Source organism: Corallococcus exercitus, from assembly GCF_042231735.1.
Lineage (GTDB): Bacteria > Myxococcota > Myxococcia > Myxococcales > Myxococcaceae > Corallococcus > Corallococcus exercitus_B.
Genome location: NZ_CP102577.1, coordinates 4,476,247 through 4,488,500, shown reverse-complemented (window position 1 = coordinate 4,488,500; position 12,254 = coordinate 4,476,247). Strand labels below are relative to the sequence as shown.

The 12,254-nt window shown below is 71.2% G+C and carries 15 protein-coding genes; 12 read left to right on the top strand and 3 right to left on the bottom strand.

All coding sequences use genetic code 11. The features are described 5' to 3' along the window. Positions 1–104 precede the first annotated feature (104 nt). Entirely contained in the window at positions 105–506 is a 402-nt protein-coding gene (locus NR792_RS17415; RefSeq protein ID WP_375761146.1) for a response regulator, read from the top strand. Positions 507–524: 18 nt separating this feature from the next. On the opposite strand, the gene NR792_RS17410 is transcribed toward NR792_RS17415, so the two are convergent. Then, a complete protein-coding gene (locus NR792_RS17410; protein WP_120523302.1) occupies positions 525–857 on the bottom strand; it encodes a PilZ domain-containing protein in 333 nt (110 codons plus the stop codon). A 227-nt stretch (positions 858–1,084) separates the two neighbouring features. Here NR792_RS17410 and NR792_RS17405 point away from each other — a divergent pair, with 227 nt between their 5' ends. The 11 genes from NR792_RS17405 (at position 1,085) to NR792_RS17355 (ending at position 10,099) form a co-directional block, all read left to right on the top strand. Then, positions 1,085–1,582 carry a hypothetical protein gene (locus NR792_RS17405; protein ID WP_375761145.1) on the top strand — a complete coding sequence of 166 codons (498 nt, stop codon included), beginning with the start codon at positions 1,085–1,087 and terminating at the stop codon, positions 1,580–1,582. 12 nt (positions 1,583–1,594) lie between these two features. Next, a complete protein-coding gene (locus NR792_RS17400) occupies positions 1,595–2,083 on the top strand; it encodes an ATP-dependent helicase HrpB (protein WP_375761144.1) in 489 nt (162 codons plus the stop codon). Positions 2,084–2,098: 15 nt separating this feature from the next. Beyond that, a complete protein-coding gene (locus NR792_RS17395) occupies positions 2,099–2,914 on the top strand; it encodes a flagellar M-ring protein FliF (RefSeq protein WP_375761143.1) in 816 nt (271 codons plus the stop codon). Between the two features lie 7 nt (positions 2,915–2,921). Beyond that, entirely contained in the window at positions 2,922–3,401 is a 480-nt protein-coding gene (locus NR792_RS17390) for a hypothetical protein (RefSeq protein WP_375761142.1), read from the top strand. 249 nt (positions 3,402–3,650) lie between these two features. Beyond that, the gene (sctQ, locus tag NR792_RS17385) at positions 3,651–4,706 is read left to right on the top strand and encodes a type III secretion system cytoplasmic ring protein SctQ (protein WP_375761141.1); all 1,056 of its coding nucleotides are present in this window, start codon (positions 3,651–3,653) and stop codon (positions 4,704–4,706) included. Continuing rightward, positions 4,703–5,194: a hypothetical protein gene (locus NR792_RS17380; RefSeq protein WP_375761140.1), complete on the top strand. Its 492-nt coding sequence runs from the start codon at positions 4,703–4,705 to the stop codon at positions 5,192–5,194. The genes sctQ and NR792_RS17380 overlap by 4 nt, the downstream gene beginning before the upstream one ends. Further along, positions 5,191–5,916: a type III secretion system export apparatus subunit SctR gene (sctR, locus tag NR792_RS17375; protein WP_375761139.1), complete on the top strand. Its 726-nt coding sequence runs from the start codon at positions 5,191–5,193 to the stop codon at positions 5,914–5,916. The genes NR792_RS17380 and sctR overlap by 4 nt, the downstream gene beginning before the upstream one ends. Before the next feature lie 4 nt (positions 5,917–5,920). Beyond that, positions 5,921–6,190, top strand: coding sequence for a flagellar biosynthetic protein FliQ (locus tag NR792_RS17370; RefSeq protein ID WP_120523294.1), 270 nt, complete (start codon positions 5,921–5,923; stop codon positions 6,188–6,190). Further along, complete coding sequence (locus NR792_RS17365) at positions 6,187–6,981, top strand: EscT/YscT/HrcT family type III secretion system export apparatus protein (RefSeq protein WP_375761138.1); 795 nt, start codon at positions 6,187–6,189, stop codon at positions 6,979–6,981. Before NR792_RS17370 ends, NR792_RS17365 begins: the two co-directional genes overlap by 4 nt. Further along, positions 6,978–8,024, top strand: coding sequence for a flagellar biosynthesis protein FlhB (locus tag NR792_RS17360; RefSeq protein WP_375761137.1), 1,047 nt, complete (start codon positions 6,978–6,980; stop codon positions 8,022–8,024). Before NR792_RS17365 ends, NR792_RS17360 begins: the two co-directional genes overlap by 4 nt. Next, on the top strand, positions 8,024–10,099 hold the full coding sequence (locus tag NR792_RS17355) for a flagellar biosynthesis protein FlhA (RefSeq protein WP_375761136.1): 2,076 nt from the start codon (positions 8,024–8,026) through the stop codon (positions 10,097–10,099). Before NR792_RS17360 ends, NR792_RS17355 begins: the two co-directional genes overlap by 1 nt. Positions 10,100–10,102: 3 nt before the next feature. Here the strand turns inward: NR792_RS17355 and NR792_RS17350 are convergent, their stop codons facing one another. Then, the gene (locus tag NR792_RS17350; protein ID WP_043321998.1) at positions 10,103–10,453 is read right to left on the bottom strand and encodes an HU family DNA-binding protein; all 351 of its coding nucleotides are present in this window, start codon (positions 10,451–10,453) and stop codon (positions 10,103–10,105) included. 125 nt (positions 10,454–10,578) lie between these two features. Next, positions 10,579–11,967 (bottom strand): YhjD/YihY/BrkB family envelope integrity protein, encoded by a 1,389-nt coding sequence (locus NR792_RS17345; protein ID WP_375761638.1) that lies wholly within the window; start codon positions 11,965–11,967, stop codon positions 10,579–10,581. Positions 11,968–12,254 lie beyond the last annotated feature (287 nt).

Sequence of the window (12,254 nt, the reverse complement as noted above, 5' to 3'; positions counted from 1 at the left end):
CGGGAAAACCGAGGGGGGCCCGCTTTCGTACAGAGGGGCTGCCGGGAGGCGTCGCTTCGCTGGACGTCGCCAGGGCAATAGCCTACGAGGGGCCCCGAGGAACCATGGCTGGCAACGCGCAGGCACCCTTCCACATCCTCCTCGTCGAGGACGAGCCCGTCATCCGCGAGCTGGTGCGCTCCATGTTGAGCGACGGCGCGGTGGACGTGGTGTGCGCGGCCAACGGCATTGAAGGCCTGAAGCTGGCCCGCGACCGGACCTTCCACCTCATCCTGATGGACGTGGTGCTGCCGCAGCTGGACGGCGTCTCCGTGTGCCGCATCCTGAAGAGCGACCCGGTCACGGCGAAGGTTCCGCTCTACATGCTCACCGCGAAGGCGAAGAAGGCGGACGTGGAGAGCGCGACGCAGGCGGGCGCGGACGGCTACATCCACAAGCCCTTCCGGGGCGCGGAGCTGATGGACCTGGTGGAGCGCCTGCGCGCGGCCCGCGCGGCCGCGGACTGACGCTCCACCGGAAGGCCTCTACGGCAGGTGCGGATGGAGGAAGCGGGCCAGGGCGATGAGGTCGTCCCAGTCCAGCTCGCCGAACTCCAGCGCGACGCCGTCCACTTCCCGGCGGCGGATGGTGCACATGGTGACGAGCTCGCGGTCGCCCGGCAGCGGCAGGGCGATGGTGAGCGCGCGCTGCGAGTCCGCCGGGTGGGCCTGGAGGAACAGGCCATTCATGGAGATGTCGCGCGCCTGCGCCGTCACGGTGCGGCCCGACAGGAGCACCTTCACCTGGAGACGCGCTTCGACGCGCGGGTGGTAGCGCTCGCGCTCGTTCGGACGGGGGCCGTTGGAGGGGGTCATCATCGGAGTGCTCACCTTCAAGTGCGACAGGACGCGACAACTGTGAAGCAGGTTGGCGCGGAGGCAAGTTTTCGGGTTTTGCTTTGCCGTCCCGCGCCGTGGACCCGGCTCTCGCCCACCCGAGACGCCTGACGCGGAAGCGGCGGAGCGCGCCCCTGTCGTTTCAAGGGGTTGGGCCCTGGCACGGACGGTGGAAGGCAGCCCCGGCGAATCCCTGCCGGAGGCACCCCTTGGAAGACCGTCGCATCCCGTCGTTGAGCATCGCCCCGTCCATCGAGCGCCAGACGCCGAAGACGGAGTTCGGCCCCACGTTGGCGCGAGCGGCGCGCGAGGTGGTGCGCACGGGCGCGGGGCTCGTGGGCGGCATGCTGCCGTCGGGCGCCATCTCCAGCGCGGTGGTGTCCTCGCTGGCCGGCACGGTGTCCGCGGCGGTGCCGGCCGAAGCGGTGTCGTCGGTGTCCGCGACGGGTGGCGCCAGCGCGATGTCGGCGCGTGCGAGCACGGCCGGGGCGATGGCCGGGACGGGGGCCGCGGCGACGGGGCAGGGGGAGGCGTGGGACCTGCTGGAGGCGCAGAAGCTGATGGCCGCGGACGGCCAGAAGTTCAACATGGCCTATGTGGCGCTCCAGAACGAGATGCAGAAGGAGAGCCGCGAGCACAACGCCATCTCCAACATCATGAAGGTCCGCCACGACTCGGCGAAGGCCGCCATCAACAACATCCGCTGAGGCGCGTTCGCGATGGCCATCGACAAGTTGGGAGCCGTGGGCGGCGCGGGCCCTTCGCCCGCGGTGGAGTCCGGCAGGGAGGCCTTCGGCAAGGTGCTGGAAGGCGTGCGCGAGCCCGCGTCGCGTCCCGTGCCGGTGACGACGGAGGGGCCGCCGAAGCCGGTGCGGACGCCCACCGAGGCCACCGCCGGCACGGCGCGAGCGGACGGCGTGGAGCGGGCGAAGGCGGGCTGCGCGGAGGTGAAGCCGGGCGCCCGCGTGGATTCGGTCCAGGCGGCGCGGAGTCAGCAGGCGGTGGAGGTGCTGGACCGGGTGGGACAGGCGCAGCAGCGGCTGGACCACATCCTGAAGCTCGCCGAGTCCGGCCGCACGTTCAGTCCCTCGGAGTTGCTCGCGCTCCAGGCCCACGTCTACCGCGCCAGTCAGGAGCTCGATCTCGCCGGCAAGGTCGTCGAGAAGGCCACCGGCGGCGTCAAGCAGGTCCTCCAGACCCAGGTGTGAGGAGTCCTTCCTTCCATGCGTTCCGCTCCCCTTCGTTGTCTCTGTTTCCTCCTGCTCCTGGGCGCCTCCGCGTGCCGGGAGCGCATCCAGCACGGCCTCGACGAGCGTCAGGCCAACGAGCTGCAGACGGTGCTCGTCGAGCGGGGGCTCGACGCGCGCAAGGTGCCCGAGCCGGGCAAGAAGCCCACCTGGGCCATCGAGGTGACGGACGCGCAGTCCTCGGACGCGGTGCGCATCCTGGCGGAGCTGGGTCTGCCCCGGCTCGCCGCGGAGACGGGCTGCGACGTGTTCGGCGGGAGCGGGCTCGTGCGCTCGCCGCTGGAGGAACAGGTCTGCCGCGTCCGGGGAATGGAGCGCGAGCTGGAGAAGACACTCCAGACGGTGGACGGTGTGCTGCTGGCGCGGGTGCACCTGGTGGTTCCCCCTCCGCCGAGGCCCGGTCAGGCCCAGACGCCATCGAAGGCCTCGGCCATGCTGCGAGCGGCGCCCGGCGGCGCGACGCGCGTGCGCAAGTCGGCGGACACGCTGCGCGAGCTCATCGCGGGAGGCGTGGAAGGGCTGTCACCGGAGGCGGTGTCGCTGCTGGTGGATGAGGTGACGACGCACGTGGAGGCCCCGTCCCCGAAGGGTGGACCCGTGCCGCTGAGGCTGCGGGTGGTGCTCGCCCTGCTGGGCGTGTTGGTGACAGGACTGTCCGGCGCGCTCGTCTGGACGACGCTGCGCTGGAGGCACTTCCAGGCCCTCGCGGAGCAGCCTCCGGCGGCCCCGCCTGCTCCGCCCACGCCCGCGCGGCCGGTGGTGACACCGGGCCCCACGCGCAAGCTGGCCTGAGCACGCCATGGAAGCCACACGCGTGGGACGGGCGATGCGCATGGCCCGGAAGCTCCTGCCATCGCGCAAGGAAGCACCACGGGCCACGGTGGCGGATGTCACGCTGCCTGCGCTGTCCCTGCCCCTGGAGCGCATCGCGCTGGTCGTCTGCGTCCTGGCGCGGGAGCGTGCCGCGGAGCTGCTGGGCGGTCTGGTGGACGCCGAAGCGGGAAGGGCGCTGCGCCATCTGGAGCGCTTCGCCGCCATGCCCTCCGCGCAGCGACAGGCCAAGGTATCGGTGGAGTTCGGCGAGCGGGCGGACGCCGCGAACCGGCTGGCCCTCTTCCTGGAGGCGGCTCCCGAAGCCTTGCGCCAGGAAGCCTTGCGTGGGCTTCCGCCGTACCACCGGAGCCGGTTTCCCCAATGGGAAGTGACCGCATCGCAGGCGGAGGCCGCACCGGTCCTGACCGCCCTGGCGGAGCGGCGCATCCGCGAAGCCCTGCGCTGAGCGGCCCGGTGCGGGGAGGGCCATCCCGAACCGGGAACGCCGCATCCCGATGACGGACCTCTACCCCCCGCCAACACCCTGATTCCACGAGACGTCCCCCTGGCCACGGCCATGCACAGGGGACGTGTGTCCATCGCCGTCTCGGAGTGCCGGATGCAAACGACGAGTCCAGTCAGATCCCCCAGCGTCGCGAAGAGGCCCACGCGTCCGTTCCGCCCGGGGGCACGCCGGCTGACGCGTGCCCACCTGGTGCTGGGACAGCGGCCCCAGGTGGGGCGGTGGGGCGCGGAGCTCCTGCGCGACGTGGGCGCGGCGCTGTCGCGGGACGTGGGCGCGGCGGTCAAGGTGGAGGGGCATCTGGTGCCGGCGGCGGTCCAGCCGGAGCGCGAGCTGGCGGTGGGGATGGTGTTCGCGTTGGTGGAGCTGTCGGCGGTGGGCGGCACGGCCATCGTGGAGCTGGAGGTGCCCCTGGTCTTCGCGGCGCTGGCGAGGCTGGCAGGGACGGGACCGCGGCCCACTCCCGTGGCGGAGCTGACCCGGCTGGAAGAGTCCACGCTGGTGTACCTGCTGCTGTCCGCCCTGGCCGCGATGCGCGGGCACGGCGAATGGGTGCGAAGGCTGGGACCTCGTTTGTCCGCGGTGTCGATGCGGCGCAGTGACGTGCTGACGCGAGTCGACCCGAGACAGCCCTATGTCGCGGTGTTGCTGACGGCGACGGTGGAGGACGCGACGGTGGGAGGCAGGGTGCTCCTGCCCGCCCGTGCCGTGCAGACCGCATTTCAGGAACTGCCCGTGGAGCCAGCAGGCGCCGCCGCGCCGCAGGTGCTGGCGGCGTCGGTGCCCGCGCGCTGCCTCGTGGGACGCAGCCCGTTGCAGGCCTCGGCCGTGGATGCGCTGTCGGCGGGAGACGTCGTGCTCTTCGAGGGCGTGCGTCTCCGTGATGGCCGCGTGGAGGGAAAGGGACAGCTGATCACCCGGGGCTTCGCGCTCCGTGGCGAGTTTCTCGCGGACGGTTTTTCGACAGGGAGCGTGCATTCGCACGCGGCCCGACAGGAGTCGGACATGGCGACGAACAAGCGGAGCGAGGCGATGCCGCCGCTCCCGGTGGATGTGGAGATCGAGCTGACGCGGTTGCTGTTGCCCCTGTCGGAGCTGGCGGCGCTGAAGCCGGGGACGTTGCTGCCGCTGCACGTGAATGCGAGCAGCCCCGTGCTGCTGCGCGTGGGCGACCGCGTGGTCGCGCGTGCGGAGTTGGTGGAGATCGAAGGCGAAGTGGGCGCCCGCATCCTGGCGTTGCTGCCGTGAGTGCACCGGTGAACACGCTGCTGTCCTCCTTCTCTCCACGCGGCCGGCTGCTGCTCGCGTCAGCCCTGCTGGTGGGGTTGGCGACGCTCGCGCCACTGGGAGGTCTGTCGCTGGTGGGCACTTCGCGCCTGCTCGTCGGCTCGATGGCGCTGGCGGGGCTGGGCTGGGTGCTGCATCGCAAGGGAGGCGCGGCTGGGAGTGGCGACGAGTCCGCTCCGGCACCCCTGAGCATCGTCTCCCGGGCGGGGCTTTCGCAGCGCTGTGGCCTGGCGCTCGTGGAGGCGGAGGGACGGCGCTACCTCGTGGCCTACGGCGACACCTTCGCGGAGATCCACGAGACCCGCGCCATGGCGGTCCTGCCCGGAGCCATGCCCAGGCCCACGGTGAAGCCTCGGGTGGACCTGGACCTGGAGCCGACGGTGCTCTTTCCTCGTGCGCGACAGACCCAGGTCACGTGCGGTGCTTCCCGGAAGCGGGGTGGGGGATGAAGGCCCTCGGATTGGGATGTGGTGTGTTCCTTCCCGCGGTCGCGTTCGCCGCGGAGCCATCCCTGGCTCAGGCCTCCTATGCTGGCAGTCCGCTGGCGATGATGGGGATGCTCGCGCTCCTGTCGCTGCTGCCGTTCGCGGTGCTGATGCTGACGAGCTTCTCGAAGATCGCCGTGGTGCTCTCCCTGGCCCGCTCGGCGATGGGCACGCAGCAGGCACCGCCGACGCTGGTGCTGACGGGGCTCGCGGTGGTGCTGACGGGGCACATCATGGCGCCGGTGATGGAACGCATGTACGACGCGGGACAAGCGGCGTACGACGAGGTGCACTCTGGAGCGCAGGTCCTCTCCGCCGCGAAGCAGGTGACGGAGCCCCTGCGCGGCTTCCTCACGAAGCACGGCAGCCCCGAGGAACGGGCCCGCTTCGTGGACCTGGCCCGCGAGCTGCGTCCTCCGGAGGAGTCGGAGCAGGTGCAGGAGACGGACCTGTTCGTCGTCATCCCTGCCTTCGTCATCACCGAGCTGAAGGAGGCCTTCCAGATCGGCTTCATCGTCTTCCTGCCCTTCCTGGTGCTCGACATGGTCATCGCCAACGTGTTGCTCGCGTTGGGGATGCAGACGTTGTCGCCGGGGCAGGTGAGCCTGCCCTTCAAGATCCTCCTCTTCGTCGCCGTGGATGGCTGGGCCCTGCTCGCGCGGGGACTCATCCTCGGCTACCGGTGACACCGTGACCCAGGACGTCCTGCTCACCCTGGGGCGTGAAGCCCTGCTGTTGATGGTGGTCGCCTCGCTGCCGCCCATCGGCGCGAGCCTGCTGGTGGGCTTCCTGATGAGCCTCTTCCAGGCAACCACGCAGCTGCAGGAGAGCACGCTGTCGGTGGTGCCCAAGCTGTGCGCGGCGGTGCTATCCCTGGTGCTCGCGGGGCCGTGGATCGCCGGTCAGCTCACGCGCTTCACCCAGCAGGTCCTCATGCTCATCGCGGAGGTGGCGCTGTGAACCCGGACTTCTTGGGTGAACAGCTCATCAGCCTGGGACCGCACGTTGTCGCGGTGGCGCTGTGCGCGGCCCGGCTGGTGCCCATCGCGTTCCTCTGTCCGTTGCTGGGAGGCCAGGCCGCGCCCACGACGGTCCGCCTGGGCCTGGTGCTCGCGCTGTCGCTCTTCCTGCACGTCGAAGCGGGCGTGGAGTTCAGCGGCACGGTGGAGACGCCGGTGGTGATGGCGGCACTCGTGGTGCGCGAGCTGGCCTACGGTGTCTCCGTGGGGCTCGTGTCCGCGTTGCCCTTCGATGCGGCGAGGATGGGGGGCCGCTTCATCGACCTGTTCCGAGGGACCTCCGCGGAGGCGAGCCTGCCGCTGGCAGGGAGCCGCGAGTCGGCCACGGGAGACGCGCTGTACCACCTGCTGGTGGCGAGGGTGGTCTCGGGAGCACTGTTCCCGGTGGTCATCTCGGCCCTGCTGCGAGGCTTTGGCGTGGTTCGGCTGGGGGCCTTCGTGCCCACGGAAGCATCGGCCCTGCACGTGGTGGTGATGGTGGGCGGTGCCATGGCCACGGGGCTCGCGGTGGGAGCGCCGGTGGCCGCGGCGTCGCTCGCGGTGGATTGCTTCCTGGGCATGGCCTCCCGGGCCGCGGCACAGGTGAATCTCCAGGAACTGGGCGCCCCCCTGCGCATCCTCGGAGGCGGCGCGTTGTTGTGGCTGGGCGTGGGGCTTCTGTGTGAGCGGCTGCTCGCGGGCGTGGCTTCGAGCGAGGGTGCGCTGGCGCTGCTGGGCGAGGTCTCGCGATGAGCGGCGAGAAGACGGAACAGCCCACCGCGAAACGGCTGCGGGAGGCGAGGCGCAAGGGCCAGCTTCCTCGCAGCCGGATGTTGTCCTCCAGCGCGGCGACGCTGGGCGGACTGTTGGGCTTCATCGCGTTCGCACCCGAGAGCTTCGCTCGGCTGAGGGACTGGACCGCGAGGTTGATGCTGGAGCAGACCCTCGCGGGTGCATGGGAGGAGGGGGCCTGGGTCGCCGCGCGGCTGTGCGGCCCCGCGTTGGGCGGGGCCCTCATGGCATCGCTGGTGGTCTCCGTGGCCACGGTGGGCTTCGAGTTGGATGCGCGCCATGCCGCGCCGAAGCTCGAGCGGATCAATCCCACCGAGGGCCTCAAACGCCTCTTCAGCGTCCGGTCGCTGGTCGAGATGGGCAAGGCGCTGCTGGTGGCGGCGCTGCTGGCCCTCATCGCCTGGAATGAAGTGGAGACAGTCGGCCCTGATGCTCTGCGGGCCGCGTGGCTCGATGGAACCCGGGGGCTGGAGTTCCTCGTCGGCCGGCTGGCGGCGCTGGTGACGCGACTGGCGTGGGTGGTGCTGGGGTGCGGCGCCGTGGACTACGCGCTCACCCGGCACAGACACCGGCGCGAGCTGATGATGACCCGTGAAGAAATCAAACGGGAACACAAGGAGAGCGAGGGCGACCCACGCCACAAGGGGCAGCGGAAGGCCCTGCATCGCCAGCTGGCGCAGGGCGGTCCGGCACGCGGGGTGCAGAAGGCCACCGCCGTGATCGTCAACCCCACGCACATCGCGGTCGCGCTCCGCTACGACGCGGGCGAATGCGACGCGCCCTACCTCGTGGCCAAGGGTCGCGAGCAGGACGCGCTCGCGCTCAAGGAAGAGGCGCGCCGGCAGGGCATCCCCGTGGTCCGGGACGTGCCGCTGGCCCGCAGCCTCATCCACTTCGACGTCGGAGAGGCCATCCCCGAGGAGCTGTACCAGGCGGCGGCCGTCGTGCTGCGGACCGCGATGGAGCTTCGCGACCCGGACGACCGTCCACGGAGACAGACGTGATGCACCCACTCATGAAGGTCTTGCTGAAGGCCCGTCAGTCCTCGGACGTCGTGCTCGCGGTGGCGATGGCGGCGGTGCTGGGGGCGCTCATCATTCCGCTACCCGCGTGGCTCCTCGACGTGGGGCTCGCGGTGAACCTGGCCGCGGCGGTGGCGCTCCTGGTCGCGGCACTGAACGCGAGGGACGCGCTGCGGGTGACGTCGTTCCCCACGTTGCTGCTCTTCACCACGCTGTTCCGACTGTCGCTCAACGTGTCGTCCACGCGGCTGGCGCTCTCGGAGGGCCATGCGGGCGAGGTCATCCAGGCCTTCGGCGAGTTCGTCGTGCGAGGCGACTACGTGGTGGGCGCGGTGGTGTTCGCCATCCTCACGCTGGTGCAGTTGCTGGTGGTGACCAAGGGCGCCGAGCGCGTCGCGGAGGTGTCCGCCCGCTTCACGCTGGACGCCATGCCCGGCAAGCAGATGTCCATTGACGCGGACCTGCGCGCGGGCGCCATCGACCAGACGGCGGCCCGGCGGCGCCGGCGCGACCTGGAGCGCGAGTCCCAGATGTTCGGCGCCATGGACGGCGCGATGAAGTTCGTGAAGGGCGACGTCGTCGCGGGCCTCGTCATCGTCGCGGTGAACCTGCTGGGAGGCACCCTCATCGGCGTGTTGCAGAACGGCCAGTCGTTCTCTGAGGCCGCCGCCACCTTCGCCCTCATCGCCATTGGCGACGGGCTCGTGTCCCAGATTCCCTCACTGTGCATCGCGGTGGCCGCGGGCCTCGTCGTCACGCGGGTGGCGTCGGAGAAGGAAGAGGACTCGCTCGGGACGGAGATTGGCTCCCAGTTCTTCGGCGACTTCCGCACGCTGGCCACCGTCGCGGGCCTGTGCGTCGCGCTGGCCTTGATGCCGGGCATGCCGCACCTGACCTTCCTCGTCCTGGCGGCGGGCCTCGGAGGGCTTGGGTATGCGCTGCGGCGCAAGGGGCAGGCTCCGGAGAAGCCGCAGTCGAAGGACGGGGCCTCTACCGGGGCGGCGGTGCCGGCCGGAGCCGCGGGCAAGCCTCCCGAGAGCGCGAAGGCACCGGTCGGCGTGACGCCGCTCACGCTGGACCTGTCCGCGCAGCTGACGCCGCTCGCGGAGGCCGACGGAGGCGCCTTCGTGCACACGGTGCTGAACGCCGTTCGTGACGAGCTGTTCTTCGAGCTGGGCGTGCGCATCCCCGGCATCCGGGTGCGGACCCACGCCGCCTACCTGGGGCCCGGCGAGTACCGCATCCTCCTGGACGAAGTGCCCGCCGGTGGCGGCGTGGTGCAGCCCGGGGCCCTGTACGCGCTCGTTCCTCCTGGCGAGCTGGCCTTCCTGGAGGTCCAGGCGGAGGCGGCGGTGGAGCCCGCGAGTGGACGGCCCATCAGCCGCGTGGGGGAGGGGGCCCGCTCCCGGCTGGAGCTGGCGCAGGTGCCGCTGCGCAAGCCGTCGGAGCTCATCGCGGACCACCTGCGGGCCGTGCTGCGCCTGCGCGCCTCCGCGCTGCTGGGGCTTCAGGAAGTGCAGGGGCTGCTGGAAGGGCTGGAGGCCCAGTCTCCCGTGCTGGTGAAGGAAGCGCTGCAGAAGGTGCCGCTGCCGCTGCTGGTGGACGTGCTGCGGCGGCTCGTGCAGGAGCAGGTGAGCATCCGCGACCTGCGCGCCATCCTGGAGGCGCTCGTGGCGCCCACCACCGAAGGGGACGCCACCGCCCTGGCCGAGCGCTGCCGCCAGGCCCTGCACCGCTACCTGAGCCACCAGTTCGCGCCCACGGGCCCGCTGTACGCGTACCTCGTGGATCCGGAGGTGGAGGAGGTGCTGCGCGCCAGCAGCCCTCGAGGGCCCGCGCCGGAGCCGGAGCGCATCATGGAGATACTGGAAGGGGTGCGGCAGATCGCCAACGGGGGCCGGGCGGTGCTGCTCACGGCCCCGGACATCCGCCGCCCGCTGCGCAAGCTGTGCGAAGGCCCGTTCCCGGACGTGGCGGTGCTCACCTACGGCGAGCTGGACGGGGACCTGCAGATTCGCCCCATCGGCCGGCTGTCGCCGGTCGCCGTGGGGCGGTGAAGCCTAGAGGGTGCCGGTGCCGCTGCTGCCCTTGAACTCGGAGGAGGGCGGCAGGTCCGACTGGGCCTGCAGCGGCGCGGGGCGGTTGACCCGGTCGCGCAGCTCCTTGCCGGTGCGGAAGAGCAGGCCGCGCTTGGGCTTCACCGGGATGACCTGGCCCGTCTTCGGGTTGCGGCCCTGGTAGCCCTGGTAGTTCTTCACGTGGAAGGCGCCAAGCCCGCGAATCTCGATGTTCTCCCCGCGGCAGAGGGCGTCCTTCATCGACTCGAAAATCGTCTCGATGGTCGCCTCCGCCTGCTTCTGGGTCACGCCTCGTTTGGCGACGAGGATGTTGATCAGATCGGACTTGAGCATCGGACGCTCCCGCAAACCCCGTGACCCCTTGGTGACAGGGCTCTCTGGCCCGTGGTCGAGTCCCGAATACATAACAGAACACCTCCTCCTTGCAAGCCGGGTGGGCTCCCAACCCTCTAAAAACGTTACGGATTTCCGCCACCGACCGCTGCCTTGGGGGCCTCGGGGGCGGGCGGGGCGAGCAGCCCCGGGCGCAGCGGCGTGACGAGGTCCAGCCACCGGGTGCGGCGCAGCAGGTCGACCCCGGCACAGTCGGCTGCCTGGAACAGGGGCTCGAACTGTTCGAAGCCCGGAGCCTTGGGGCCCGTCCAGGTCTCGGGGCCGCCGGTGATCATCACCCCGTGCACCGCGAGCGTGAGGTCGGCGAGCGTGAGCTCCGCGGGGTCCTTCGCCGGGCGCAGGCCGCCCCGTCGCGCCCGCTCCAGCAGCCGGGCTTCCACCAGCCGGTCCACCACTTCGTGCACCAGCGACTCCGGCACGCGCAGCCGCGTGGCCAGCTCGCGCGGAAGGGGCGGCGTGCGCCCATCCACCCAGCACAGGGTGACGTCCTGGGCGACGCGTGCGCCCACCAGCTCGTGCGCGCGCGGGTGGCTGCCGAAGGCGAAGAGGGAGCCCCGGAAGGAGACGTGCTCCACCGCGTAGGACAGCCGGGCGCCGAAGAGCATCACCAGCCAGCTCACGTACACCCAGGCGAGGAACAGGGGCAGGGCACCCAGCGACGCGTAGAGCGGGTTGTAGAGGAAGCTGCGCGCGGCGAACTCGGCGTACACCTGCTTCGCCAGCATCCACCCCAGGCCCGCCACCAGTCCGCCCGCCAGCGCCGAGCGCACGCGCACGTGGGCGTAGGGCGTCCAGAGGTACAGCAGCGTCAGGCTGCCCATGGCGATGAGCGTGGTGCCCACGGAGATGAACAGCTGCGCGGAGGGTGCGTAGGTCTGCAGCAGCACGCGGACCCGGCCCGTGCCCGAGAAGGAGATGGCCAGGAAGATGGGGCCCAGCAGCAGCAGCCCCGCGTAGATGGACAGGCGCGTCAGCCATGGGCGCTGGCGCCGGATGCCCCACAGCTCGTTCACCGCGCCGTCGATGTGGCGCAGCAGCGAGCCCGCCGACAGCAGCACCGCGAGGAAGCCCACGCTGCCCACCGCGATGGAGTCGCCCGGGTGCAGGAACCGGTCGAGCAGGGCGGCGGACTCCTCGCTGACCCCCGGCGCCAGCACCTCGGAGATGACGAAGCGCAGCTTCCGCTGGAACTGCTCCTGGTGGAGCGTGCGCAGCAGCACGATGCCCACGGTCAGCAGCGGCACCAGCGAGAACATGCTGATGTACGTGAGCGCGGCGGCGCGCAGGCGCAGGTTCTCGCCCATGAAGCCGCGCGCCACGGTGCGCCCCGCGAAGAAGATGTCCGCCGCGAAGCGGCCTCCCGACGTGGCCCCGATGGGCGCCCACACGCGGGCCGCTGTCTGGAGCGCCCAGGCCCGCGCCCGGACCAGGGGCCGCCGGACGCGCCACGACAGCCTCCGGACCAGCCTCACGGCTCCCTCCTGGCGAGCTTCCAGCCCGGTGCGGCCAGGGCGAGGGAGTCCAGGAGCGTGCGAAGGCGCGGAGGCGAGCGGTTCATCCCAGGCGATTCAGATGGACCCGGGGTGGACGACGCCCCCGGTGTGGAAGTGCCACCGTAGCCAAACTCGGCCCCGCGGAACCAGCCCGCCCGCCCCGATGAAGCGGACGTTGTCACCCCATTCACGACCTCGCCTGCCTGGCGGGTCACCATGCGGGAGGGCGGACAGCGTGAGGCGTAAGC